Origin of the sequence: Mesorhizobium sp. 1M-11 (assembly GCF_001303895.1) — a bacterium.
Taxonomy (GTDB): Bacteria; Pseudomonadota; Alphaproteobacteria; order Rhizobiales; family Rhizobiaceae; genus Mesorhizobium.
The window spans coordinates 23,450-48,921 of record NZ_LJSD01000076.1 but is presented as its reverse complement, the minus strand read 5'-3'; the positions used below and the strand labels follow the sequence as shown (position 1 = coordinate 48,921).

General features: G+C 61.7%; 27 protein-coding genes. 10 read left to right on the top strand and 17 right to left on the bottom strand.

Going from position 1 to position 25,472, the window contains the following annotated elements; genetic code table 11:
* Positions 1-10: 10 nt before the first annotated feature.
* On the bottom strand, positions 11-886 hold the full coding sequence (locus AO692_RS31655; protein WP_082407731.1) for a phosphodiester glycosidase family protein: 876 nt from the start codon (positions 884-886) through the stop codon (positions 11-13).
* Between the two features lie 160 nt (positions 887-1,046).
* Here AO692_RS31655 and grxD point away from each other — a divergent pair, with 160 nt between their 5' ends.
* Together grxD and AO692_RS31645 are read left to right on the top strand one after the other, a co-directional pair.
* Positions 1,047-1,382 (top strand): Grx4 family monothiol glutaredoxin, encoded by a 336-nt coding sequence (gene grxD, locus AO692_RS31650; protein ID WP_054314027.1) that lies wholly within the window; start codon positions 1,047-1,049, stop codon positions 1,380-1,382.
* A gap of 109 nt (positions 1,383-1,491) precedes the next feature.
* The gene (locus AO692_RS31645; RefSeq protein WP_082407729.1) at positions 1,492-2,760 is read left to right on the top strand and encodes a multidrug effflux MFS transporter; all 1,269 of its coding nucleotides are present in this window, start codon (positions 1,492-1,494) and stop codon (positions 2,758-2,760) included.
* Positions 2,761-2,791: 31 nt separating this feature from the next.
* Here AO692_RS31645 and AO692_RS31640 read toward each other — a convergent pair whose 3' ends face one another.
* The 4 genes from AO692_RS31640 to AO692_RS31625 form a co-directional block, all read right to left on the bottom strand.
* Positions 2,792-3,616 (bottom strand): inositol monophosphatase, encoded by an 825-nt coding sequence (locus AO692_RS31640; RefSeq protein WP_054314026.1) that lies wholly within the window; start codon positions 3,614-3,616, stop codon positions 2,792-2,794.
* Positions 3,606-4,472 (bottom strand): tRNA 2-thiocytidine(32) synthetase TtcA, encoded by an 867-nt coding sequence (ttcA, locus tag AO692_RS31635; protein WP_054314025.1) that lies wholly within the window; start codon positions 4,470-4,472, stop codon positions 3,606-3,608. The genes AO692_RS31640 and ttcA overlap by 11 nt, the downstream gene beginning before the upstream one ends.
* Before the next feature lie 118 nt (positions 4,473-4,590).
* On the bottom strand, positions 4,591-5,208 hold the full coding sequence (rpsD, locus tag AO692_RS31630; protein ID WP_054314024.1) for a 30S ribosomal protein S4: 618 nt from the start codon (positions 5,206-5,208) through the stop codon (positions 4,591-4,593).
* A gap of 305 nt (positions 5,209-5,513) precedes the next feature.
* The gene (locus tag AO692_RS31625) at positions 5,514-5,921 is read right to left on the bottom strand and encodes a helix-turn-helix domain-containing protein (protein ID WP_054314023.1); all 408 of its coding nucleotides are present in this window, start codon (positions 5,919-5,921) and stop codon (positions 5,514-5,516) included.
* A gap of 147 nt (positions 5,922-6,068) precedes the next feature.
* On the opposite strand from AO692_RS31625, the gene AO692_RS31620 reads away from it, so the two are divergent.
* On the top strand, positions 6,069-6,707 hold the full coding sequence (locus AO692_RS31620; protein WP_054314022.1) for an NAD(P)-dependent oxidoreductase: 639 nt from the start codon (positions 6,069-6,071) through the stop codon (positions 6,705-6,707).
* A 37-nt stretch (positions 6,708-6,744) separates the two neighbouring features.
* Here the strand turns inward: AO692_RS31620 and AO692_RS31615 are convergent, their stop codons facing one another.
* The 4 genes from AO692_RS31615 to AO692_RS31600 form a co-directional block, all read right to left on the bottom strand.
* Entirely contained in the window at positions 6,745-6,933 is a 189-nt protein-coding gene (locus AO692_RS31615; protein WP_054314021.1) for a DUF3008 family protein, read from the bottom strand.
* Between the two features lie 62 nt (positions 6,934-6,995).
* Positions 6,996-7,796: a glutamate racemase gene (gene murI, locus AO692_RS31610; RefSeq protein ID WP_054314020.1), complete on the bottom strand. Its 801-nt coding sequence runs from the start codon at positions 7,794-7,796 to the stop codon at positions 6,996-6,998.
* A 9-nt stretch (positions 7,797-7,805) separates the two neighbouring features.
* A complete protein-coding gene (locus AO692_RS31605; RefSeq protein ID WP_054314019.1) occupies positions 7,806-8,681 on the bottom strand; it encodes an RNA methyltransferase in 876 nt (291 codons plus the stop codon).
* 97 nt (positions 8,682-8,778) lie between these two features.
* Positions 8,779-9,405 carry a LysE family translocator gene (locus tag AO692_RS31600; RefSeq protein ID WP_054314018.1) on the bottom strand — a complete coding sequence of 209 codons (627 nt, stop codon included), beginning with the start codon at positions 9,403-9,405 and terminating at the stop codon, positions 8,779-8,781.
* Between the two features lie 234 nt (positions 9,406-9,639).
* Between AO692_RS31600 and AO692_RS31595 the strand changes: the two genes are divergently transcribed.
* Positions 9,640-10,851: an NADP-dependent isocitrate dehydrogenase gene (locus tag AO692_RS31595; RefSeq protein ID WP_054314017.1), complete on the top strand. Its 1,212-nt coding sequence runs from the start codon at positions 9,640-9,642 to the stop codon at positions 10,849-10,851.
* Positions 10,852-10,954: 103 nt separating this feature from the next.
* Here AO692_RS31595 and AO692_RS31590 read toward each other — a convergent pair whose 3' ends face one another.
* Positions 10,955-11,803, bottom strand: a complete 849-nt coding sequence (locus tag AO692_RS31590; RefSeq protein WP_054314083.1) for an AraC family transcriptional regulator — start codon at positions 11,801-11,803, stop codon at positions 10,955-10,957.
* Positions 11,804-11,931: 128 nt separating this feature from the next.
* Here AO692_RS31590 and AO692_RS31585 point away from each other — a divergent pair, with 128 nt between their 5' ends.
* From AO692_RS31585 to AO692_RS31575, 3 genes are all read left to right on the top strand, one after another.
* Positions 11,932-12,579: a glutathione S-transferase family protein gene (locus AO692_RS31585; protein ID WP_054314016.1), complete on the top strand. Its 648-nt coding sequence runs from the start codon at positions 11,932-11,934 to the stop codon at positions 12,577-12,579.
* Positions 12,580-12,768: 189 nt separating this feature from the next.
* Positions 12,769-13,590, top strand: a complete 822-nt coding sequence (locus AO692_RS31580) for an aldo/keto reductase (protein WP_054314015.1) — start codon at positions 12,769-12,771, stop codon at positions 13,588-13,590.
* Positions 13,591-13,726: 136 nt separating this feature from the next.
* A complete protein-coding gene (locus tag AO692_RS31575; RefSeq protein ID WP_054314014.1) occupies positions 13,727-14,701 on the top strand; it encodes a glycerophosphodiester phosphodiesterase family protein in 975 nt (324 codons plus the stop codon).
* 72 nt (positions 14,702-14,773) lie between these two features.
* Here the strand turns inward: AO692_RS31575 and alaS are convergent, their stop codons facing one another.
* Both alaS and recA read right to left on the bottom strand, forming a co-directional pair.
* A complete protein-coding gene (gene alaS, locus AO692_RS31570; protein WP_054314013.1) occupies positions 14,774-17,434 on the bottom strand; it encodes an alanine--tRNA ligase in 2,661 nt (886 codons plus the stop codon).
* A 209-nt stretch (positions 17,435-17,643) separates the two neighbouring features.
* On the bottom strand, positions 17,644-18,732 hold the full coding sequence (gene recA, locus AO692_RS31565; protein ID WP_054314012.1) for a recombinase RecA: 1,089 nt from the start codon (positions 18,730-18,732) through the stop codon (positions 17,644-17,646).
* Positions 18,733-18,992: 260 nt separating this feature from the next.
* Between recA and AO692_RS31555 the strand changes: the two genes are divergently transcribed.
* A complete protein-coding gene (locus AO692_RS31555) occupies positions 18,993-19,937 on the top strand; it encodes a carbohydrate kinase family protein (RefSeq protein ID WP_054314010.1) in 945 nt (314 codons plus the stop codon).
* Between the two features lie 64 nt (positions 19,938-20,001).
* Positions 20,002-20,919 carry a pseudouridine-5'-phosphate glycosidase gene (locus tag AO692_RS31550; protein WP_054314009.1) on the top strand — a complete coding sequence of 306 codons (918 nt, stop codon included), beginning with the start codon at positions 20,002-20,004 and terminating at the stop codon, positions 20,917-20,919.
* A 3-nt stretch (positions 20,920-20,922) separates the two neighbouring features.
* Here AO692_RS31550 and AO692_RS31545 read toward each other — a convergent pair whose 3' ends face one another.
* The gene (locus tag AO692_RS31545) at positions 20,923-21,246 is read right to left on the bottom strand and encodes a TfoX/Sxy family protein (RefSeq protein ID WP_054314008.1); all 324 of its coding nucleotides are present in this window, start codon (positions 21,244-21,246) and stop codon (positions 20,923-20,925) included.
* Positions 21,247-21,356: 110 nt separating this feature from the next.
* Here AO692_RS31545 and AO692_RS31540 point away from each other — a divergent pair, with 110 nt between their 5' ends.
* Positions 21,357-21,854 (top strand): GFA family protein, encoded by a 498-nt coding sequence (locus tag AO692_RS31540; RefSeq protein ID WP_054314007.1) that lies wholly within the window; start codon positions 21,357-21,359, stop codon positions 21,852-21,854.
* Positions 21,855-21,944: 90 nt separating this feature from the next.
* Here AO692_RS31540 and sufA read toward each other — a convergent pair whose 3' ends face one another.
* From sufA to sufD, 4 genes are all read right to left on the bottom strand, one after another.
* Positions 21,945-22,331: a Fe-S cluster assembly scaffold SufA gene (gene sufA / locus AO692_RS31535; RefSeq protein ID WP_054314006.1), complete on the bottom strand. Its 387-nt coding sequence runs from the start codon at positions 22,329-22,331 to the stop codon at positions 21,945-21,947.
* A 135-nt stretch (positions 22,332-22,466) separates the two neighbouring features.
* Positions 22,467-22,859 carry an SUF system Fe-S cluster assembly protein gene (locus AO692_RS31530; RefSeq protein ID WP_054314005.1) on the bottom strand — a complete coding sequence of 131 codons (393 nt, stop codon included), beginning with the start codon at positions 22,857-22,859 and terminating at the stop codon, positions 22,467-22,469.
* Positions 22,860-22,864: 5 nt separating this feature from the next.
* Positions 22,865-24,109 carry a cysteine desulfurase gene (locus AO692_RS31525; RefSeq protein ID WP_054314004.1) on the bottom strand — a complete coding sequence of 415 codons (1,245 nt, stop codon included), beginning with the start codon at positions 24,107-24,109 and terminating at the stop codon, positions 22,865-22,867.
* Between the two features lie 89 nt (positions 24,110-24,198).
* Entirely contained in the window at positions 24,199-25,467 is a 1,269-nt protein-coding gene (sufD, locus tag AO692_RS31520; RefSeq protein WP_054314003.1) for a Fe-S cluster assembly protein SufD, read from the bottom strand.
* Positions 25,468-25,472 lie beyond the last annotated feature (5 nt).

The following is a 25,472-nucleotide window of genomic DNA, read 5'->3' as shown; positions in this document are numbered from 1 at the left end:
GCTGCTGGTCTCAGGGCTTCATGCGCACCGCCAAAATCGGCCCCGCGGGGAACGAGCCCCCGACGATCCTGTCCGTGCCATTGGAAAGGGTCGAGACTGCGCCATCGAAGAACAGCGCATTGCGGCATCCAAGCGCATCCCGGAACAATCGAGCGAAACTGCCGAGGCTGACTTCGCCGCGCGAAATCACCAGAACGACCGTATCAGGATCGCGAACGCCGACACCGTTGCGGATGTAGCGCGAGATGCCATTCGGCTCGAAACGCGGATGAAGCACCCCATCGATCACCAGCATCGGACCAGACTGGGTGGCATAAGTGACCGTTGGGTTTGCGGTGGCGAAGGCGCCGGTTTCCGCAACACCCGCCTTGCCGTCGGTGCCGATATAAAAAACACCATTGGGTTTGAGGAAGAAATTACCCTCAGCGTCCTCACGGTTGAGCGGCGCCCCTTTGTGGCCGTCCTCGACGAACAGACCGACCGGCGACAGGTCCTTGTGGTACATGCCGGCATTCATGGCGATTAACGCTGGTGTTCCGGCAACACGCATGGCTTCAGTGAATTTCGTGACGGAGCCATAAGGCTTTCCCGCCGAATCCAGCCTGTGCAACGTCACCGTGTAGCGGCGCAGGTCTATTTCGCAGACAACATAAGCGACCGCCTCGAAAGTAGAGTCGCGGCAAGGTTCAGGCAGCTCGATCTTTGTCGGCGGTGGGGATGGAACAGCCTGGCCCGCCGGCGGCAAAGGTTGCGGCGATATCGGAACCGTTGGCGCCGATGGCAGTCCCGCAGGCTCGGTCGGCTGCGACCGCAATGCAAACCAGGCCGCCAGCCCAGCACCGGTCAGCAACAGAACCAGCAAGACAAGCCAGATTCGGCGTGTCATCGGCTGCCCGAGACTGCGTTCTGCTTGGCCCAGCAACTGGCTGTTGCTTGCGCCTTTTCGGAATGGTGATCGGCAAACATCTTGTTTCGGCCCGCTGTCGGGGTTATTTCATGACGATGTTACAAGCCCGACTCCCACGGGCGCAGAAGGATTTTGGCCCATGAGCGGAATCAACGACTACATCGACAACGAAGTGAAGAGCAACGACGTCGTCGTGTTCATGAAGGGCACGCCAGGCTTTCCGCAGTGCGGCTTCTCGGGTCAGGTCGTGCAGATCCTCGACTACGTCGGCGTGGACTACAAGGGCGTCAACGTGTTGACCTCCAACGATCTGCGCCAGGGCATCAAGGATTATTCGAACTGGCCAACCATCCCGCAGCTTTATGTGAAGGGTGAGTTCGTGGGCGGTTGCGATATCGTGCGCGAAATGTTCCAGGCCGGCGAATTGCAGGCCTTCTTCGATGAAAAGGGTATCAAGGTCAAAGGCGCTGCCTGACCTGACCCTCGCCGGGCGGCCCCTGCCCGGCTAAGCAAAATCGTCCGTTCCAGGACACCATGCCGATACGCTGGCCAGCGCATCGGCATTTCGGCATTGGGGGATTCTCATGGACACGCAAACCCAGCAAGACGCCCGACAACCGGCTTTTGCGATCCCTCGCTGGGAGTTCATCACCATATGCGCCGCGCTGATGGCGCTGAACGCGCTCGCCATCGACATCATGCTGCCCGGCCTGCAGGAGATCGGCTCCACCCTCGGCGTCGCCAACGAGAACCACCGGCAATATGTGATCTCGGCCTATTTCGGCGGCCTCGCCGCCGCCTTGATCTTCTTTGGACCGCTGTCGGACCGTTTCGGCCGCCGCAAGCCCCTGCTGGTCGGACTTGTCATCTATATCTGCGCCGCTGCCGGCGCGGTGTTCGCGCCCAGCTTCGAAATGCTGCTGCTGCTGCGTTTCATCCAGGGCATAGGCGCCGCCTCGACGCGCGTCATTGCGGTCTCCATGGTACGCGACCGTTTCGGCGGCCGCGCCATGGCGGAGGTGATGTCGCTGATCTTCATGGTGTTCATGGTTATTCCGGTCGTGGCCCCGTCGATCGGGCAACTGGTGATGATCTTCGCCAATTGGCACATGATTTTCATGGTGATGGCGGTGATCGCCACCGCGATCGCGCTCTGGACCTTTATCCGGATGCCGGAGACGCAACATCCGGAAGACCGCCGCCAGATCGATCTCGGTTCCATCGCGCAGGGTTTTGGGATCGTGCTGTCGAACCGGCTGTCGCTTGGCTATACGCTGGCATCGACTTCGGTGTTCGCCGCGCTGTTCGGCTTCATCAACTCCGCCCCGCAGGTCTATATCGGCATCTACCAGCTCGGTTACTGGTTCCCCGTGCTGTTCGCAGCGATCGCCGGCATGATGGCGGTGTCGTCCTTCCTCAATTCGCGCCTGGTGATGCGGCTTGGCATGCGCCGCCTGTCGCATGGAGCGCTGATCGGCTTCACCATCGTCTCGACGATCTGGTTCGTGCTGTCGCTGTTCGGACCGGTACCGCTGCCGCTGTTCGTGCTCCTGTTCGCGTTGGCCATGTTCCAGTTCGGTTGGATCGGCTCGAACTTCAACGCCATCGCCATGGAGCCTCTCGGCCACATCGCCGGAACCGCGGCGTCGATCCAGGGTTTTATCCAGACACTCGGCGGCGGGCTGATCGGCGCGGGTATCGGCCAGGCCTTCGACGGAACCGTGACACCGCTGGCTGCCGGCTTCTGCGGTGTCGGTCTGATGGGACTGGTATTCGTGCTGATCGCGGAACGCGGCAAGCTGTTTACCGCGCCGAACGCGCAGCAAACGTTCAGCGCAGACCTGTCCCATTAAACAAAAAAGCCGGTGGCACTGCCACCGGCTTTCAATGCGCCCAGAGCTCTCGCCTCACTTCGGCCCAGCTCGCCTTGTCGGGCGCCACGATCAGGCCGCCTGAGATATGGGAGGGGAGGTAGGCGCTGCCGTCGAAACGCGCGGCATAGCCACCCGCCTCCTGATGGATCAGCACGCCGGCAAGGTGGTCCCAAGGCATCATCACGTTCTGAACGATGAAATGCGCATAACCGCCGGCAAGCACGCGATATTCATGCGCCGAGCAACGGTAGCCAATATAGGATAGGCATTTCGCCTGGTTTTTCGCGAGCAGCGAACGCTCCGGTTCATCGAAAGCCTGCCAGCCGAGCGCGCCTGTCATCTGCGAGAAAGGCACTGGTTCGGCCACGGCAGCGCGTTCCCGTCCCTCAGCGCCGACCATGTGACTTCCCGCTCCGCGGATGCCGATCAAGGCATCCTTGCCGACCGGGTCGTAGATGATGCCGGCCACCGTCTCGCCATCCTTGACCACGGCCAGGATCACGCCGAACACCGGAACGCCGGAAGCGAAGTTGTATGTGCCGTCGACGGGATCGATGACAAAGGCCAGCTTGCTGCCGCCGAGCTTCGCCAACAATGTCTTGTCAGCCTCACAAGCCTCCTCACCGACAATGAGGGCGTCCGGATATCTTGCAGCGATCGCTTGCGTGATCACACGCTCGGCATTGATGTCCGCCTGGGTGACAAGGTCGGCGGCGGACTTCTTCTGCTGAACGTCGTTTGCGCCAAGACGGCGGAAGCGCGGCATGATTTCACGTTCGGCCGCATCAGCCAGAACGCCGGTCAGCCATTCGATATCGCGGTCATCAAAGCGCATCTGTCTTCCCGGGTGCAGGTGCCAAAGCGGCGAAATCGAACAGTTTGCGATCAAGCAGATGCGAGGGCCGCACATTGGTCATGGCACGGATCATCGTGTCCTTGCGGCCGGGCATGCGCTTTTCGATATCGTCCAGCATCGCCTTCATGGCGTTGCGCTGCAGCCCTTCCTGGCTCCCGCAGAGGTCGCAAGGGATAATCGGAAAGGCCATGGCGTTGGCGAATTTTTCCAGATCGTCCTCGGCGCAATAGGCAAGCGGCCTCAGCACCATCATGTCCCCCTCATCGTTGAGGAGCTTGGGCGGCATGGCGGCCAGGCGCCCACCATGGAAGAGGTTCATGAAGAAGGTTTCGAGGATGTCCTCGCGATGGTGGCCCAGCACCAGCGCTGAGCAGCCCTCCTCCCGTGCGACCCGATAGAGATGGCCGCGCCGCAGCCGCGAGCACAGCGAACAGTAGGTCGAGTTCTCGGGCAGCTTGTCGGTGACGATTGAATAGGTGTCCTGGTATTCGATGCGATGCGGGATGCCGTTGGCTGTCAGATAATCCGGCAGGACATGCTTGGGAAAGTTGGGCTGCCCCTGGTCGAGATTGCAGGCGATGAGTTCGACCGGCAGCAGGCCGCGCCATTTCAAATCGAGCAGCAGCGCGAGCAGCCCGTAGGAATCCTTGCCGCCCGACAAGGCCACCAGCCAGCGCTCGCCTGGCTTCACCATGGCAAAGTCGTCCATCGCCTGCCGTCCCAGCCTGAGCAGGCGTTTGCGCAGCTTGTTGAACTCGACCGATGACGGCACATCGCGAAACAGTGGATGGCAACCACCGTCGAGATCGGGAATGGGGTCTGCTGGTGCGTTCATGGCGTTGCGTTCCGCAGTTGGTGCCGCGCCTTATACCGAGGCTCGCTTCGTCAAACAAATGCCCGCAACAAAAAAGGCCGCCCGAAGGCTGCCTTTTGCATTCGAATTCGCGGCTTGATTAGCGCGAATAATATTCGACGACCAGGTTCGGCTCCATCTGGACCGCGAACGGAACGTCCGCCAGACCCGGAACGCGTGCGAAGGTCGCAACCATCTTGTTGTGGTCGGCTTCGATGTAGTCCGGCACGTCACGCTCGGCGAGACCGACGGACTCCAGAACGATGACGAGCTGCTTCGACTTCTCGCGCACTTCGATGACGTCGCCCGGCTTGCAGCGGTACGAACCGATATTGGTGCGCTTGCCGTTCACGTTGATGTGGCCGTGGTTCACGAACTGGCGGGCAGCGAAGATGGTCGGTACGAACTTGGCGCGATAGACGACGGCGTCCAGGCGCGATTCGAGCAGGCCGATCAGGTTCTCCGAGGTGTCGCCCTTGCGGCGGTTGGCCTCTTCATAGGTCTTGCGGAACTGCTTTTCCGAAACGTCACCATAGTGACCCTTCAGCTTCTGCTTGGCGCGCAGCTGCAGGCCGAAGTCGGAAAGCTTGCCCTTGCGGCGCTGGCCGTGCTGGCCCGGGCCGTATTCGCGCTTGTTGACCGGGGACTTCGGGCGGCCCCAGATGTTTTCACCAAGACGGCGGTCGATCTTGTACTTAGCGGATTCGCGTTTGCTCATCGCATTCCCTTTCAAAACAACAGACCCGAACCACCACGGTTCGGGCGAAGGAAACGCGCCCTCCTCTGGCCCCCTTTTTCGAGACCTGACAGGATTTTCCGCGCAAGCGACAAGAAAACCCACGGGACACGTCATTGATGCAAGATCCTGGAAACCGATGGCATCTTCAGATCTTGCGGCATAAAACAAAGCACCGGACCTCACGGCCCGGCGTTGCGCGGCTTCGATAGACCGCTGTCATCTTTCTGTCAAGCAAACGAATGCGGCTCGCCTTGCAATGTTGACGCAGGGCGCCGCCCTTTGCATCAGGCGGTTGCGTCGAAAGCGGCTTGAGCAGAACGCAGATTGTCGCGGTTGCCTGCTGCCCAGGCGCCAAGTGCCGCGATCGGCACGGCGAGCGACTGGCCAAGCCCGGTCAGCGCATACTCCACCTCCGGCGGCGTGGTCGGGCGCACGGTGCGGCTGACAAGACCGTCGCGCTCGAGCGACCGCAACGTGACGGTCAGCATGCGCTGGGAGATCCCCTCGATCGCGCGCCTCAGCGCATTGAAGCGCATCGATGCGGGCTGCAGGTTGAGGATGACCAGGATGCTCCAGGTGTCGCCGACACGGTCGAGCACCTCGCGGATCGGGCAGTTGCCATCCGCGTCGGTGGCGAAACCCGGCGTGGTGTGCAGCAGCGGCACGCCTACTTCGTTCGTCCTGGCGTTCATGCGGTTCCCTTCACGTAACCTGGGCACGAAATCATGCGTTCTTTTCGCGCCTACCGGTCGCAGCTATGTAGTTACCGGTGATAACCTGATTACTCAAAATATCCATCTTTCCCGACAAAGGGAAGAAACAAGACAAGGAATCCATCCATGAAGATCGCCCTCATCGGCGCGTCCGGCTTCGTCGGCGGCGCACTGCTCAAGGAAGCCACCCAGCGCAGCCACAGCGTTACGGCCATTGTCCGCAACCCCGAAAAGGTCGCCGCCATTTCCGGCGTCAGCGCCATCAAGGGCGACGTCAACGATGCCAGGCAGCTTGCCGCGCAGCTCGCCGGCCATGACGTCGTCATCTCCGCCTTCAATGGCGGCTGGGGCGACCCCGACATCTACAACAAACACCTTGCCGGCTCGCGTGCCATTGTAGCTGCCGCCAAACAGGCCGGTGTGCGCCTGATCGTCGTCGGGGGTGCCGGCAGCCTGCTTGCGCCGGATGGCAGCCAGATCGTCGATTCGCCCGAGTTCCCCGCCGCATACAAGGACGGCGCCCGCGCCGCTCGCGATGCGCTCACTGAACTGCGCAAGGAAAGCGGGCTGGAATGGTCGTTCGTGTCGCCGGCAGCACACATCGCGCCGGGTGAACGGACGGGCAAGTTCCGCCTTGGTGACGACAAGCCGGTGCTGGACGCCAAGGGCGAGAGCCACGTCTCGGTGGAAGACCTTGCCTACGCCATCCTTGATGAGGCTGAGAAGCCGAAGCATACCGGCAAGCGTTTCACGCTCGGCTACTGAACCGGATCGAGGGCCGCGCGTGTCTTGCCGGACAGGGTCAGTTTTCTGACTTCTTGTCCGGCAGACCTTTGCGCCTGGTTTCGGCGAACTCCTCAAGTTGCCGTTCACTCATCGATTCGTACATTTCTTTCGATGCGCCGATCAGTTCACTCTTCTTGATTTCTCCGCGCTTGGCAGCGAGTGCCGCGCCGGCGGCGCGCTGCTGGGCCTTGGAGGTGGCGGGCATGATCGCTTCTCCTGTTTCCGTCTGATCGGAAACTCCTCGCAAGGCTATGCGTTCCAGCAAATTCAGGACGTGGTCAGCCCGAATCCCTGCATCAGCCGCCGTGTCGCGAAATTCGTCTTGCCTGAGGTGAAGACGGCGAAATCGGTGCCATTGCTGGAAAGCTCGACAGCCTCTTTCGACCGTCCATCCTCAAGCAGTGACAGTGCCCGGCGCGCAATGGCTTCCGCCGGATCGATCCAGTCAACCGGCCATGGCGCGGTCTTGCGCATGCGGTTGACCAGAAAAGGATAGTGCGTACAGGCGAGCACGACAATGTCGGTGAAACGGCCGTCCTGCTCGATGAAACAGGGGGCGATCTCGGCACGCACGGCTTCTTCGTCGACGAAACCGTCGCGCATGTAGATCTCGGCAAGGCCGGCCAAAGCGGTCGAGCCGACGAGCCGGACATGACATTTCTGCGCCCACTTGCCGATGAGGTCGCGTGTGTATTGCCGCTTGACCGTCCCAGGCGTTGCCAGCACCGAAACGAGACCGGAGCGCGTACGCTCGGCCGCCGGCTTGATCGCGGGCACGGTGCCGACAAAGAGATGGCCTGGGAAAGCCTCTCGCAACGCGTCGATGACCAGCGTGGAAGCTGTATTGCAGGCAATGACGGAAAGCGCCGGCCGATAGCGCTCCAGCAACTGTCCGAACAGCCCCAGAAGATGCGCATTCAGTGCCGGCTCTTCCCAATTGCCATAGGGAAAGGCGGCGTCATCGGCGATGTAGATGAAACGACGGTCGGGCATCAGCACGCGCGCTTCGCGCAATACGGTGAGCCCGCCGACACCGGAATCGAAGATCAGGATCGGCTGCTCGGTCATCTTTTGCCCTCAGTCGTTGTCCAACCCCTTGCCGCCGACGGGTGGCAGTGTGTCGGCATCGTCGCTGTCCTCGGCCGGATGTGCTGCGCGATCGGCCCTGGCCTTGCGTTCGGGATAACCTGCGCCGCGCGGTTCCTTCGGCGAGAAATAGTCGAGCGACGCAACGACACCACGCAGCACCTTCAGCTCCGGCTCGGCAAAGCCGGCGCGGGTCAAGACGGCGCGCAGATTGTCGACCATCTTGGGCTTCTTTGCGGCGGGCCGGAAATACCCCCGGGATTCGAGTGCCGCTTCCAGATGGGCGAACAGACCGTGCAGTTGTTCCTTGGTCGCCGGCAGCATGTCCGGAGTGGAGAAGTTGGTATCCGTCTCGTTTTCGAGGCCGGACTTCATCCATTCATAGGACATTAGAAGCACGGCCTGCGCAATGTTGAGCGAGGAAAAGGCAGGATCGACCGGGAAGGTGACGATCTCGTCGGCAAGGCCGACTTCATCGTTGTAGAGGCCGAAGCGTTCACGCCCGAAGAGGATACCGGTCTTCAAACCGCCGTGTTGCCGGGCCCTCAGCGCCCTGCCCGCTTCCACCGGTCCACGCACCGGCTTGAAGCCGTCGCGTTCGCGCGCCGTGGTGGCAAGAACGAAGTTGAGGTCGGCGATGGCCGAGGCAAGGTCGTCATATAGCTTGACGGCATCGATGACATGGTCGGCTCGGCTGGCGGCCGCCCGGGCCTTCTCGCTCGGCCAGCCGTCACGCGGGTTGACCAGCCTCAGTTCGCTCAAGCCGAAATTCGCCATGGCACGCGCGACCATGCCGATGTTTTCGCCGAGTTGCGGCTCGACAAGGATGATGGCGGGGTCCGCCGGCTCTTCAGGGGAATTCGTCATGACAACCAGAAAACGCTCATTTGCGGCACTGTCGCGACCCCTGCCATATTCGGCCGCGAAAATGAAGCTTTGGCTGTCCCCGGCGACCGCTGGCGGTTCAGCGATGCTGCAATGCCAGGCGCAGCCCCAGTGCGCAATAGATGCCGCCGACGACCTTGCCCTGCCATTTCAGGATCGTCGGGTTACGGCGCAGCAGGTTGCCAAGCGCGCCCGCGCCAAAAGCAAAAATCAGCGTGCTCACCAGTCCCAATAGAACGAAGATGGCGCCCAGGATCAGCAGTTGGAAAGGAACCGGCCCGTTCTCCGGCCGCACGAACTGGGGTAGGAAGGCCAGGAAGAACAACGCCGTCTTGGGATTGAGCACTTCGGCCAGGATCGCCTGGCGAAAAGCCTTGCCGGCGCTGATCGGAAGCGTGTTCGCGGTGAACTCCGTCGGTGCCTTTGCCAGGATTGCCCGGATGCCGAGATAAATGAGATAGCCGGCGCCAAGATATTTGACGACGCTGAACAGCACGGCCGATGCGGCGACGATGGCCGAAATACCGACGATGGCCAGAACGGTGTGGATCATGTCGCCTGCGGCGATGCCGGCACCGGTGGCGATACCCACCTTCGTTCCCGAACTGGTCGAGCGCGCAACGGTGAGAAGCGTTGCCGGCCCCGGAATGAAGACAAAGCCGAACACGATCGCGACATAAGAAATCAATGTGGCCAAATCGATCACGTGTCAGCTCCCTGCCCGTCACCGCCAACACCATCACCCTTTCGGCTGAAAAGCAACGAACGCCGGCCCATCAGGCGTCTTCACCATGGGGCAGACGAGGCTTTCGATTGTTGCCCGATGGTCAATCAGTCGTTCTGACCGTTTGCACCCCCAATCGCGCTTTGATATAGGGGCCGCATCTCCTGGCCGAGCCATGTGCGAGGCCCTTCCCGACCAGCAGCGAGGCTTCTTTCCATGGCGAAGATCAAGGTGGCTAACCCCGTCGTCGAACTCGACGGCGACGAGATGACCCGCATCATCTGGCAGTTCATCAAGGACAAGCTGATCCACCCCTATCTCGACGTCAACCTCGACTACTACGATCTCGGTATCGAGCACCGCGACGCCACCAACGACCAGGTGACCGTCGATGCCGCCAATGCCATCAACAAGTATGGCGTCGGCGTCAAATGCGCGACCATCACGCCTGACGAAGCCCGCGTCGAAGAATTCAAGCTCAAAAAGATGTGGAAGAGCCCGAACGGCACGATCCGCAACATCCTGGGCGGCGTCATCTTCCGCGAACCCATCATCATGAAAAACGTGCCGCGCCTGGTGCCGGGCTGGACCAAGCCGATCATCGTCGGCCGCCATGCCTTCGGCGACCAGTACAAGGCAACCGACTTCAGGTTCCCCGGCAAGGGCAAGCTTTCGATCAAGTTCGTCGGCGACGACGGCCAGGTGATCGAGCACGATGTGTACGACGCCCCGGGCGCCGGCGTTGCCATGGCCATGTACAATCTCGACGAATCGATCCGCGAATTCGCGCGCGCCTCGATGAATTACGGCCTGCTGCGTGGCTATCCCGTCTATCTCTCGACCAAGAACACCATCCTCAAGGCCTATGACGGCCGCTTCAAGGACATCTTCCAGGAAGTCTACGAGAAGGAATTCGAGGCCGCCTTCAAGGACAAGAAGATCTGGTACGAACACCGCCTGATCGACGACATGGTCGCCTCTTCGCTGAAATGGTCAGGCGGCTACGTCTGGGCCTGTAAGAACTATGATGGCGACGTGCAGTCCGACACGGTCGCGCAGGGCTTCGGTTCGCTCGGCCTGATGACCTCGGTGCTGATGACGCCGGACGGCAAGACGGTGGAAGCGGAAGCCGCGCATGGCACCGTCACCCGCCACTACCGCCAGCACCAGAAGGGCGAAGAAACCTCGACCAACTCGATCGCCTCGATCTTCGCCTGGACACGCGGCCTCGCGCACCGCGCCAAGCTGGATGACAATGCCGAACTGAAGAAGTTCGCCGAGACGCTGGAGAGGGTCTGCATTCAGACCGTCGAGAGCGGCTATATGACCAAGGACCTGTCATTGCTGATCGGTCCCGATCAGCCATGGCTGTCGACCACCGGCTTCCTCGACAAGATCGACGAGAACCTGCAGAAGGCAATGGCCTGATCATCCTGGCAGGACAGGAAGAAAAAGCCCCGGGCGATCCGGGGCTTTTTTGTTGGCTACGCCATCGGCACCTTCTCCCCCTTGTCGGAGAAGGCCGAAGCCCTCAGACCAGAGGCAGATGGATGTCGGTCAAAAGCTCCGCCGGCGCGACGTCGCGTGGATTGTTGATGTATTCCTCGAACATCACCGTGTCGCGCAGCTTGCGGCCGGACATGGGCAGCCATTCGGCGTAGAGCCATGTATAGGCCTTGTGCATCTCGGCATAAGGCCCCTTGTGGCGCAGCACGGCATATTCGCCGCCTTCGAGCGTGCGACGCTCCAATGGCGCCTGGGCAGGTTGGGCCGCATCCATTTCGACGCAGGCATAGGAGCGCAGCTTGTCGACCGCGACAACGTCGGGATCGTCGAGATAGACGCCGATCATGCGCAGGCCCGGGTGACCCTGGCCGCGGGCATAGAGCGTTCCGAATAGCTGTTCGAACGCCTTGCCGATATTCATATAGGAACCCTGATGAGGCACACCGACCAGTTCGGTGGGTTGGAGCGTGCGGATGGAGATATCAAACATGGTGGAAGCCTTTCTCTGCTTGCTTTCAAAGAGCGTATGGCTTCCCTCTCTCCGATAGCGCGCCGGCGGCATGCCGTAGACTGCCTTGAAGATGCGGTTGAACGACTGGACATTGGGATAGCCAGACCGCTTCGCAATTTCACTGATGCCGAGATCCGTCTCCACGATGTCGCCGGCAGCCCGATGCAACCTCAATCGCTTGACGGTTGCCGCAGCGGTTTCGCCGTAGATGGCGCGATAGATCCGATGCCAGTGATAGGGTGACAGGCAGGCGATTTCGGCCAAGCCGTCCATATCCAGATCCTCGTCGAGGTGGTCGTGGATGTGGGTTGAAACCCGTCTCAAACGAGCTTCGTAAACAGCCCATGCTGTTTCGCCATTCATGCCAGGCCTCATGCAATCGATCGGCTGGAAACAACCATAGCCGCTTTTGACAAATCCTGCTGACTTGCAACGCACGAGAAACAAGCCGCTTTCCTGTGGTATGCAACCAGCAGGACAGGAGCCCGACCATGAACCGAGAGTCCAAACCGACGCTCTATGGTGCGGACTACAGCGTCTATGTCCGCATCGCTCGTCTGACGCTGGCGGAGAAACATATCGACTACGATCTCGTTCCAGTCGACATCTTCGCGGATGGCGGTCCGCCCGACTGGTATGGCGCGCTGCATCCCTTTTCGAAGATCCCGGCGTTCGAGCATGACGGGCTGAGGCTGTTCGAGACAACGGCGATCGCCCGCTATGTCGACGAGGCCTTCGATGGTCCCGCGCTACAGCCTTCCCGACCGCACGAGCGCGCGGTGATGAACCAGATCGTCGGCTTGCTCGACGCCTACGCCTACCGCACGTTGGTGTGGGACATCTATGTCGAGACCGTCTCCAAACCACGGGAGGGCAAGACAGCTGACGACGCCGTGGTTTCAGCCGCTCTTCTGCGCGCCGAAACCTGCCTCGCTACGTTGACCGCGCTGAAAGCACCTGGTCCATGGCTTCTGGGTGAACAACTGACTTTGGCAGACCTGCATGCTGCGCCGATGTTCGGTTATTTCATGCAAGCCGAGGCGTCAGTGCCGATGCTGGCCAGGCACCCTGCTTTGTTCGACTGGTGGCAATCGATGCAGGCACGCGAGAGCTTTCCTGGCACCAGCCCAACCAGCTAGCCATCTTCAGAAATATTTTTGCTTCGCCCAACCGAAACGACGAGGGTCTTTTCTTGCCCTCGGCTACCAAGCGCCCCAGATAAGACTGCGACCTTTCTCGCCATGAGCCTCCCTCAACCTCGGCAAGCAACCGCCTGGAGCGGACGCCTTTCAATCACCGTCCTTTCAAACATTTCAGGAAAGAGACCCATGAGCCCGACAATCCGTTTCAATGACGGCAAGGCCATCCCGCAGCTCGGCTTCGGCGTATGGCAGGTGCCGAACGAAGGCGCCAATGCCGCCGTGACCGCAGCCCTCGAAGCCGGCTACCGCTCGATCGACACCGCCGCCATCTACGGCAACGAGCAAGGTGTCGGCGACGCGCTCGCTGCCTCGAACGTCCCCGATATCTTCCTCACCACCAAGCTCTGGAATTCCGAGCAAGGTTACGACTCGGCGTTGAAAGCCTTCGACGCCAGCCTCAGGAAACTGCGCCGCGACAGGATCGACCTCTATCTCATCCACTGGCCGGTGCCGTCACGCGATCGCTATGTCGACAGCTGGAGGGCACTGATCAAACTGCGCGAGGAAGGCCGTGTCGCCTCGATCGGCGTTTCCAACTTCCAGATCGCCCATCTCGAGCGGCTGAAGGCGGAGACCGGCGTGGTTCCGGCGATCAACCAGGTGGAACTGCATCCGCGCTTCCAGCAGAAGGAACTACGCGCCTATCACGCCAGGGAAGGCATCGTGACCGAGGCGTGGAGCCCCCTCGGCCAGGGCACGCTGCTGCATGATCCGGCGCTCGTCGCGCTGGCGAAAAAACACAACAAGACCGCCGCGCAGGTGATCCTGCGCTGGCATCTCGACATCGGCAACGTCGTCATCCCGAAGTCGGTGACACCATCGCGCATCGTCGAGAATTTCCAGGTCTTCGATTTCAAGCTGGCAGCTGAAGACATCACCGAGATCGAGAAGCTCGACAGTGTCAAAGGCAAGATCGGGCCGGATCCAGACACTTTCGCGGTCGGATAGTTTCGAACCAGGCGCGTTCCTCCTGGAACGCGCCCGCCCTGCCAAACCTTTTTCGCGGCTGCCTTCAAAGCGGCGCAGCTTCGTCCAGATTTTGTCCCGGTTCGGCGCATAGTCTTCCCATCAATTCGGGGGAATCATGCGCAAACGAACCGTCGCCCTGCTCGGGGCACTCGCCGCCGCCGCCACCATATGGGCGCTCAACAGCAGTCTGCTTGCCGGCACTCCGGAGCAGCGACCGATGCTGATCGCGCATCGCGGGCTCGGCCAGACCTTTTCGCCCGTCGGCATCGGCAACGACACCTGCACGGCCGATCGCATCTATCCGCCGGAACACACACATCTCGAAAACACCATCGAGGGTTTCCAGGCGGCATTTGCGGCCGGCGCCGACATCGTCGAACTCGACGTCCACCCGACCACCGATGGTGATTTCGCAGTGTTCCATGATTGGACAGTGGATTGCCGCACCGACGGCAAGGGCGTGACGCGCGAAAAGAGCCTCAAGGAATTGAAGGCCCTCGACATCGGCTACGGCTACACCGCCGATGGCGGCAAGACCTTCCCGTTCCGGGGCAAGGGCATCGGCCAGATGCCGAGCCTTGGCGAGGTGCTCACCGCATTTCCGACCAGGCGTTTCCTGATCAACATCAAAAGCGATGACATAACCGAAGGCCGGTTGCTGGCAAGAATGATCGGCGCGCTGCCGGCGGAACAGCAGAAACTCATCATGGTCTACGGCGGCGGCAAGGCGATCGATGCCTACAAGGCCGCCCTGCCTGACGCCGTTGTGCTGGGAACGGATCGCGTCGTCCCTTGTTTGATGCGTTATGCCGCGCTCGGCTGGAGTGGTTATGTGCCGGAGGACTGCCGCAAGACGCTGTTCATGCTGCCGGCCAACTTCGCCCCCTTCGCCTGGGGCTTCCCCAACCGGCTCAGTGAACGGCTGGAAGCCAACGGCTCGACAATGGTGATCCTCGGCGACAATGACGGCTCGAAGTATTCGACCGGCGTCGACGACATCGCAACGCTCAAGAAATTACCCGCCCGCTTCGACGGCGCCATCTGGACCAACCGCGTGGACCGGATCGGGCCTGCGGTGGCTGCCCCATAATAGCCGATGCCGGGTTTTTCTCCCGGCATCGATAGCAACTCAGATTGCGAGTTGAAGAGACGCCTGCGTGACTTAGGCAGCCAATGCTGCCTTGACGGCCGCGATGGCGTCATCCGCCTTGGAAGCGTCGGGACCGCCAGCCTGCGCCATGTCCGGCCGACCGCCGCCGCCCTGCCCGCCGAGCGCCGCGGACGCGACACGCACCAGATCGACGGCGCTGAAGCGACCGGTCAGGTCCTCGGTGACCGCGACGACGACACTTGCCTTGCCTTCAGCCTCGCCGACCAGCACGACGACGCCGGAACCCAGCGCCCTCTTGCCCTCGTCGGCGAGCGGCTTCAGGTCCTTTGGCGAAACGCCGCTGACGGACTTGCCGAGGAAACCGACCCCCGCCACCGTCTCAGTGGCATTCTCGGCCGCACCGGCGGAACCACCACCCATGGCAAGCTTCTTGCGCGCATCAGTCAGTTCACGCTCCAGCTTCTTGCGTTCGTCCAGCAAGGTTTCCACCCGCGCGAGCACATCGGCCGGCGAAATCTTGAGCGTCGCTGCAACTGCCTTGAGGCGCCGATCCTGCTCATCGAGATGGCGGCGTGCCGCCTCACCGGTCAGCGCCTCGATACGTCGAACGCCGGCCGCGACCGGGCTGTCGGAAACGATGCGCACCAGGCCGATGTCGCCGGTCGACTTCACATGCGTGCCGCCGCAAAGCTCGATCGAATACGGCCGGTTGGCCTTCTCGCCATGCAAAGCCGTGCCCATCGACACGACGCGCACCTCGTCACCGTATTTTTCGCCGAACAGCGCCATGGCGCCTTCCGCGCGTGCGTCGTCCACTGACATGAGCCGGGTCGTGACCGGGCTGTTCTGGACGACGATCTCGTTGGCCATGCGCTCGACCTCTTCCAGCTCTTCCGGCGAGATCGGCTTGTTGTGCGAGATGTCGAAGCGCAGCCGCTCCGGCGCCACAAGCGAGCCTTTCTGGGCGACATGCGTGCCCAGAACCTCGCGCAGCGCCTCGTGGATGAGGTGCGTAGCGGAGTGGTTGGAGCGCAGGCGCGTCCGGCGCGCATGATCGACTTCGAGCTCGACCGCAGCCCCCGTCTTCAGGGAGCCCTTGATCACCTTGCCCTGATGCACGAAAAGGCCGTCGGCCTTCTTCAGCGTGTCGGTGACATCGACGCGGAAACCCTCGCCGATGATCGTTCCCGTATCGCCCATCTGGCCGCCGGACTCGCCGTAGAACGGCGTCTGGTTGACGATGATCGCGACGCTATCGCCCTCCCCGGCGTCATCGACGACCTTGCCGTCGCGCAGGATAGCCGTGACGATACCTTCAGCCTTCTCGGTCTCATAGCCAAGGAACTCGGTGGCGCCGGTCTTGTCGCGCACCGAGAACCAGACGGTCTCGGTCGCCGCCTCGCCGGAACCGGCCCAGCTTGCACGCGCTTCCGCCTTCTGCCGTTCCATCGCATCGGTAAAACCGGCAAGGTCGACGGAGATGCTGCGCTGGCGCAGCGCGTCCTGCGTCAGGTCCAGCGGGAAGCCGTAGGTGTCATAGAGTTTGAAAGCGGTCTCGCCATCCAGCATGTCGCCGGCACCGAGCTTGTCGGTAGCGTCGGCGAGCAAGCCAAGGCCGCGCACCAGCGTCTTGCGGAAGCGGGTTTCCTCCAGCTTCAGCGTTTCGGTGAGCAGCGCTTCGCTGCGTACCAGTTCGGGATAGGCCTGCCCCATCTCGCGCACCAGCGCAGGCACCAGCTTCCACATCAGCGGCTCATTGGCACCGAGCAGCTGCGCGTGGCGCATGGCGCGACGCATGATGCGGCGCAGCACATAACCGCGGCCCTCGTTGGACGGCAGAACGCCATCGGCCACAAGGAAGGACGACGACCGCAGGTGATCGGCGATCACACGGTAGGACGCGACATTCTCGGTGTTGGGGCCGTGTCCGAGTGCGGACGAAGCCGCGTCGATCAGATGACGGAAGAGATCCGTCTCGAAAACGCTCTCCACACCTTGCAGAATGGAAGCCATGCGCTCCAGGCCCATGCCAGTATCGATCGACGGACGCGGGAGGTCGATGCGTTCGTCCTTGGTGACCTGCTCGTATTGCATGAAGACCAGGTTCCAGAATTCGAGGAAGCGGTCGCCGTCCTCTTCCGGGCTGCCGGGAGGGCCACCCCAGATGTGCTCGCCGCGGTCGATGAAGATCTCCGAACACGGGCCGCAGGGACCTGTGTCGCCCATCGCCCAGAAATTGTCCGAGGTTGCAATGCGGATGATGCGGTCATCTGAAAAGCCGGCGATCTTCTTCCAGTAGCCGGCTGCCTCATCGTCGGTATGATAGACGGTGACGAGCAGCTTGTCCTTCTTCAGCCCGAAATCCTTGGTGATGAGGTTCCAGGCAAGCTCGATGGCGCGTTCCTTGAAATAATCGCCGAACGAAAAGTTGCCGAGCATCTCGAAGAAGGTGAGATGACGGGCCGTGTAGCCGACATTGTCGAGATCGTTGTGCTTGCCACCGGCGCGCACGCTCTTCTGCGCGGTCGCAGCGCGCGAATAAGGCCGCTTCTCGAGACCCGTAAAGACGTTCTTGAACTGCACCATACCGGCGTTGGTAAACATCAACGTCGGGTCGTTGCGTGGCACCAGCGGGCTGGAGGCGACGATCTCGTGCCCTTCCTTGCGGAAATAGTCGAGAAAGGTCGACCGGATATCGTTCACGCCACTCATCGAAACTGCCTTTATGGTGAAGCCGCAGGCCAGGCCGGCGGAAATGGAATAGGCCTTTTAGCGGCAGCCTTCCAGCCTGTCCAGAAACAGGCAGGGCCTACGCGAGCAGATAAAAAAGCCGCCGCCTGAAACGCAAACCGCCGGCGCAAGGCCGGCGGTTAAGACATAGTCATCAGGCGATGAGCTTCCCCTTGGGGATGAGCAGAGCGTTACCCTTCCGCAGCGTCATCGAGATCGTTGTCGCTGTCACCGCCATTGTCGAGGAACTTCTCCGCGATCAGCCCGGCATTCTGCCTCAGCGCCTGCTCGACCTCGCGGGCAAGATCCGGATTGTCGCGCAGGAACTGCTTGGCGTTTTCACGGCCCTGACCGAGACGCTGCGAATTGTAGGAGAACCAGGCGCCCGACTTCTCGACGATGCCAGCCTTGACGCCGAGGTCGATCAATTCGCCGGTCTTGGACACGCCCTCGCCATACATAATATCGAACTCGATGACCTTGAAGGGTGGGGCCAGCTTGTTCTTGACGACCTTGACGCGGGTCTGGTTGCCGACAACCTCGTCCCGGTCCTTGATCGAGCCGATGCGACGGATATCGAGGCGCACCGAGGCGTAGAACTTCAGCGCGTTGCCGCCGGTGGTCGTCTCCGGCGAACCGAACATGACGCCGATCTTCATGCGGATCTGGTTGATGAAGATGACCATCGTGTTGGAGCGCGAGATCGAAGCGGTGAGCTTGCGCAGCGCCTGGCTCATCAAACGAGCCTGCAGGCCGGGCAGTGCATCGCCCATCTCACCTTCGATTTCTGCACGCGGGGTGAGTGCTGCGACCGAATCGACCACCAGAACGTCGATAGCCCCGGAACGCACCAGCGTGTCACAGATCTCCAGCGCCTGCTCGCCGGTATCCGGCTGCGAGATCAGAAGGTTCTCGAGATCGACGCCCAGCTTGCGGGCATAGACCGGATCGAGCGCATGTTCGGCATCGACGAAGGCACAGATGCCGCCCTTCTTCTGCGCTTCCGCCACCGTGTGCAGCGCCAGCGTGGTCTTGCCCGAGCTTTCCGGCCCGTAAATCTCAACGATACGGCCACGCGGCAGACCGCCGACGCCGAGCGCGATGTCGAGGCCCAGCGAGCCGGTCGGTACCGTCTCGATCTCGACTGCCTGCTCATTGGCGCCGAGCCGCATGATCGAGCCCTTGCCGAATGCCCGTTCGATCTGCGACAGCGCAGCGTCGAGAGCTTTTGTTTTGTCCACCGAATTGTCCTCTACAAGCCTCAAGCTATTCTGAGCCATGATACATCACCCCTTGGTCGTCAATGAAGGCCGGACTGCCTGGTTATCCCTGTAAATATGTACCCTTTTTGTTCCGTTTTGACAAGGCGATCCAACATCTTGAAAAATATGATAAATCCATATTTGTTCTTTTTTTGTTTTGTCAGGAGTGTCCAAAAAGTTTTCTCACGCGTGGACATCACATTGCCGCGACACGGCGGCCATCGATTCGGCATCGCCATAGCCGGGCACAGCAGGACCGCCTCCATCGAGGTGCCAGCATGAGCCCCACGCCAAAGCTTTTCGCGGCCGGCGGTGCCCATATCGATCGACGCGGCCAGGTCAGCGGCCCCTATGTGCCGGCGGCGTCCAACCCAGGCACGATGCACGAGGATGTCGGCGGCGGCGTCTTCAACGCCCTGCGCACAGTCGTGCGACGCGGTGTCTCTGCTTCGCTTATATCGGCGCGCGGCGGCGACACGGCAGGCGAAACAGTCGCGCGGACGATCGCGCAGGCTGGCATCGAGGACCTTTCCGTCACCTTCCTCGATCGAACCACGCCGAGCTACACGGCGATCCTCGACAGCGAAGGAGAGCTTGTGGTGGGCTTCGCGGACATGGGGCTCTACGACCTCGCCTTCCCGAAACAGATGCGGCGCGCCAACATTCGCGGCGCGGTGGAGGCGGCGGACGCGGTGCTGTGCGACGCGAACCTGCCGACTGCAGCGCTCGAGCGGCTGATGGCACTGGCCGACGCCAGACCCGTCTTCGTCATCGCCATTTCGCCGGCCAAGGTGGTGCGCCTCGCCTCGCTGTTCGAGCGGCCGGCGCTGGTGTTCATGAACCGCCGCGAGGCTGCCGCGCTGACTGGCCTTTCGCGCGAAGCGCCTGAGACAGAACTGGTGAGGGGGTTACGTGGCATCGGCCTGCGTGGCGGCGTGGTGACAGCGGGAGATCGCCCTGCTCTCGGTTACGACAAGGACGGCGCCTTTTCGATCGCGCCGCCTCCGCCCAAGACCGTGGTCGACGTGACCGGCGCGGGCGATGCGCTGGCGGGAGCCACCACCGCGGCGCTGCTGCGCGGCCTGCCATTACGCACCGCTTTGCGTGAAGGTGTTGCGGCTGCGGGGCTGGCCATTGAAAGCCCGCTCTCCGTGCCCGGCTTCACTCCGGCATCCTTTGCCGCAGCCCTGGCTCTTGTGCCGGAAGCGCGGGAAGTGGCATGAGGACGGCAACCCCAACTGTTGAACGGCTGTCCGCAAACCGCGTGATGCCGACCGGAGATTTCCTATGACGCTCGAAACCGCCCGCCCCTACATCGACATCCACGCGCCCGTGGCCGAAGCGCTGGCGGCGGGTCGCCCGGTGGTGGCGCTTGAATCGACCATCATCACCCACGGCATGCCCTATCCCGACAATGGCGCCATGGCGGCCAATGTCGAAAAGATCATTTCAGACGAAGGCGCGGTGCCGGCAACGATCGCGGTGATCAATGGCCGCATCAAGATCGGCCTGTCCGACGGCGAACGGGAATCGCTTGCGATGACCGGTGACGCCATGAAGCTGTCGCGCGCCGACTTCGCCTTCGCCGTCGCCGAAGGGCGCACCGGCGGCACGACGGTGGCCGCCACCATGATCGCGGCGCATATGGCCGGCATCAAGGTATTTGCCACCGGTGGCATCGGCGGTGTGCACAAGGGTGCTGAAAAGAGCTTCGACATCTCAGCCGATCTCGACGAATTGGCGCGCACGCCGGTCATCGTGGTGTCCGCCGGCGCCAAGGCCATTCTCGACATCGAGAAGACGCTGGAGGTGCTGGAAACGCGCGGCGTGCCGGTGATCGGCCATGGCTGCGAGACGATGCCGGCCTTCTGGTCGCGTCAATCGCCCTTCCGGGCACCGCTGACGCTGGATGCACCCGAAAAGATCGCCAAGCTGTTCAAGACGCGCCAGGCGCTTGGTATTGACGGCGGCGTGCTGGTGGCCAATCCGGTTCCTGTAGCCGACGAAATCCCTGCCGCGGAGATGGCCGGCTATATCGAGGCCGCGCAGAAGGCAGCGGAAGCGCAGAACGTAACCGGAAAGGCAGTGACACCGTTCCTGCTCGGCAAGATCCTGGAGATCACCAACGGCCGCAGCCTGAAGACCAATATCGCGCTGGTGGAAAACAATGCCCGCGTTGCGGCAAGGGTCGCCAAGGCGCTGTAAGAACTATTTTCCGGAGCGCAGGCCAGCCTCATAGGACTTCCTTGCCCAGGCAGCCATGTCGTCCGGGTCGTCGGCGGCTCCGTCCGGCAAGGTCCAATAGGGCATCGCCACCTGTTTGCCGTGACGCGAGCCCACATAGGTCCATTGCGTGCAGCCGGCCGCGGCGAATTCGCGGCCTAGTTCGGCGTCAGCCTTCAGCATCAGTTCGCCGCGCAGTTCGATGGCGACGATGACGCCATCGAAATAGATGCCCTTGCCGCCAAACAAGCGGCGGATGCTGACCGGGCCGAGGCCGGCGAAAAGGTCGCTGATCGCGTCATTGTCCATGGCACGATCTTGTCATGAACCTTGATGATCGTCACCACGCAACCAAAGCTCTGCTGACAGGTTTAGCCCCTGCAACGTGTAGGATTTCGGACGAAACCGAGGAGACCGCCATGCCCATGCTTCTTCAAGGCTCCTGCCGTTGCGGCGCCGTCCGCTTCGAAGTCGGAAGCCACACACCGGCACCCTACCAGCTCTGCTATTGCTCGATCTGCCGCAAGCAGCAGGGTGGAGGCGGATATGCGATCAACCTCGGTGCCGACTCCGCAACGCTGAAGATAACGGGGAGTGAAAACCTCGGTGTCTATCGCGCTGAAATCCAGGACGACGAACGTCCCGTGTGTGAGACTTCCACCGGCGAACGCAATTTCTGCAAGAAATGCGGTTCGGCACTGTGGCTCTACGATCCGACCTGGCCGGAACTCGTGCATCCATTTGCGTCGGCCATCGATACAGACCTGCCGGTTCCGCCGGAGCGCACGCATCTGATGCTGAAATACAAAAGCAGCTGGGTGGAGCCCAACATTCGCGATGCCGACAAGGTCTTCGATCTCTACCCCGAGGAATCGATTGCCGACTGGCATCGAAGAACAGGAATGTGGGTGGAGTGAAGATCAGACTTCGCCGGCGAAGTCCTCAAGCGCCCGTGCCGCGGCCACGCACGGTTTGAGAGAGGAACAGGCGTTCTCCGGCGAGAAATCTCAGGCAGCGCTTTGAGCGCGGGCTTCGGCCAATGCCTTCAGATCGGCAGGCTTCAATTCCACGGATTCGCCGCAGCCGCAGGCCGAAGACTGGTTCGGGTTGCGGAAGGTGAAACCGGTTCGCAGCGTGGTACGCTCGAAATCCATCTCGGTGCCGAACAGGAACAATGCCGCTTCCGGCGCGACATAGACGTGCGCGCCGTCGCGCTCGACGTGATCGTCCTTGGTGTTGGGCTCGGTCACCAGGTCGACCGTGTATTCCATGCCGGCACAGCCGCCCTTCTTGATGCCGAGACGGATGCCCTGCGCGTTTTCGCGCGTGGCCATGATCTCGCGCACGCGCTCGGCGGCCTTGTCGGTCATTGAGATGACGGCGAAGCGTCCCATGTCATTCTCCAGTTTCACGCGGGTTCAAGGCCCACGGAACGAGTCTAGCTATAAGATGGTGAAGTTTTCACAGCCATGCAAGACGGCCAGAAAAAGTGTAGAGCGTCCTTTGCGCGTCCGAAGACGCGCGGCGCGCTAATACCACCCCACCGCGACCTGAGCCTCTTCCGACATGCGGTCGGGCGTCCATGGCGGGTCGAACACCATCTTGACCTCGACACCTGAGACACCTTCCACGGTGCCAACAGCGTTCTCGACCCAGCCAGGCATCTCGCCGGCCACCGGACAGCCTGGCGCGGTCAGCGTCATGTCGATCTTAACCGTGCGGTCGTCCTCGATGTCGATCTTATAAACCAGTCCGAGTTCATAGATGTCGGCGGGGATTTCCGGATCGTACACCGTCTTCAGCGCCGAAACGATGTCGTCGGTGATGCGCGCCAGTTCATCGGCGGGAATGGCGGAAGCGGGAGCAGCATCCGCCGTGGCGGTCTGCAATGCCTCTGTTTCGGTGATCGCGGCGTCTTCCATGGTTCTTACCCGAAGAATTTCCGTGCTTTTTCCAGCGCCTCGACGAGGGCGTCAACTTCGGCGCGCGTGTTGTACATGCCGAAGGATGCCCTGCATGTGGAGGTAACACCGAAGCGTTTCAACAGCGGCTGAGCACAATGCGTGCCCGCGCGGACCGCAACACCCTGCCGATCAATCACCATCGACACGTCGTGGGCATGGATGCCCTTGAGTTCGAAGGAGATGATGGCGCCCTTGTCCGGCGCGTCGCCGAAGATGCGCAGCGAGTTGATCGAACGCAGCCGCTCATGCGCATAGGTCTTCAAGTCGGCCTCATGCGCGGCAATACGCTCGCGCCCCACCTTTTCCATATATTCGAGCGCGGCACCCAGGCCGATCGCCTGCACGATCGGCGGCGTGCCGGCCTCGAAACGGTGCGGCGGGTCGTTGTAGGTGACGATATCTTCCGTCACCTCCTCAATCATTTCGCCACCGCCCATGAAGGGCCGCATCGCCTCGAGCCGCTCTTTCTTGCCGTAGAGCACACCGATGCCGGAAGGACCGTAGACCTTGTGGCCGGTGAAGACGAAAAAGTCGCAGTCGAGGTCTTGCACGTCGATCGGCATGTGCACGGCGCTCTGGCTGCCGTCGACCAGAACCGGGATGCCACGCTGATGCGCTATCCGGCAGATCTCCTTGATCGGCGTCACGGTGCCCAGCGCGTTCGACATCTGGGTGATGGCGACAAGCTTGGTGCGATCGGTCAGCCGCTTTTCGAATTCCTCGATGTGGAAGGCCCCGAAATCATCCACCGGCACCCAGACCAGCTTGGCGCCCTGGCGTTCACGGATGAAATGCCACGGCACGATGTTGGAATGGTGCTCCATGATGGAGAGCACGATCTCGTCGCCCTCACCGATGTTCGGCATGCCCCAGCCATATGCCACGGTGTTGATCGCGGCCGTGGTGTTAGAGGTGAAGACGATGTTGTCGGTGCTGGGCCCATTCAGGAACCGCCGCACGGTTTCACGTGCCTTTTCATAGGCATCTGTGGCAGCGTTCGACAGGAAGTGCAGGCCGCGATGGACGTTGGCATATTCCTGGGAATAGGCGTGCTGGATGGTGTCCAGCACAGCCTGCGGCTTCTGCGCCGAAGCGCCATTGTCGAGATAGACCAGCGGCTTGCCGTAGACCTCGCGTGACAGAATCGGGAAGTCGCGGCGGATCGCCTCGACATCGTAGGGAGCGGTGGTGTTCAGCACGTGGTCCATTTCCTGCTCGAAGCGAATAGTGAATGGGGAGTAGCAAAGATCGCGCCACTCTCCCTGCCCCCTATTCGCTACTCCCTGTCCCTTACTCTCTAGCCATGCGTAGCGAACCATTCGTCGAGTTTGCCTTCCAGCGTCTCGACGATCTGCTCGTCTTCCAGTTCCTCGATCACTTCGGCGACGAAGGCTTTCACCAGCAAGCCACGCGCGGTCTTCTCATCGATACCGCGCGCCATCAGGTAGAAAAGATGGCCGTGGTCGATCTCGGTGACCGTGGCGCCATGGCCGCACTGCACGTCGTCGGCGAAGATTTCCAGCTCCGGCTTGGTCGAGAACTCGCCGTCGTCCGACAACAGCAAGGTGTTGCAGGCCATCTTGGCATCTGTCTTCTGGGCGTATTGATGCACATTGATACGCCCCTGGAAAACGCCACGCGCCTTGCCGGTGACGACGTTGCGGATCACTTCCGTCGACGTCGTATGCGGTACGGCATGGTCGAGCACCATGGTCACGTCCGTGTGCGTGTCACCGGCCAGGAGATTGACGCCGCGCAGCTTGAAATCCGCGCCTTCGCCCTTGGTGGCGACGACGACTTCCTGGCGCACCAGCTTGCCGCCCGCATTCAGGAAGAACAAAGTGAGCTTGGCGTCCTTGCCGATCCAGGCCTTGAACTGGGCAAGATGCGAAGCCGTCTCCGGCTGCTCCTGCACGATCAGCCAGGTCGCCTCCGCACCCTCGTCCAGCGTCAGTTGGCTGACGGACGAAGTGAGCGCCGCACCCTCGCCGGTCTGGTGTTCGACGATGACCGCCTTGGCGCCCTTGCCGACGCGGACCGGCAACCGCACATGGCTCTGGCCACCGGCCTGCACATTCTGCAGTTCGATCGGCTTTTCCAGTTCGATCCCATCGGCCACGTCGACGAACACGCCATCGGCAACAAAGGCAGTGTTGAGCGCACCGATGGCATCATCGGGACCATAGAGATCCAGCGCCGGTGCAAAGCTGCCGTCGGTCAGTTTGTCCGACAGGCGGGCGAACGAAACACCTTCGACCGTCGGGAACTTGGCTGCGGCGGCGCCATTCAGCACCGAAACCACGGTCGAACCGTCGATCACCGGGGCGATCGCCTTGGCGCTTGCCGAAGGATCAAAACCCGGCACCGCCGGCAGCAAGGTGCGCAGGTTAGTGTAGTGCCAGCTTTCGATGCGCTTGGTCGGCAGGCCGGCCTTGAGCGCTTCGACGGCGTTGTCGCGCCGAACCATGACCTCGCCATCGCCCGGCAGCAGCGACTGCCGCTCGCCGAAGGCATCGATCAGCGCCGTCTCGGCCTGGGTCAGCTGCGGTTGAGCATGTACATTCATGACAG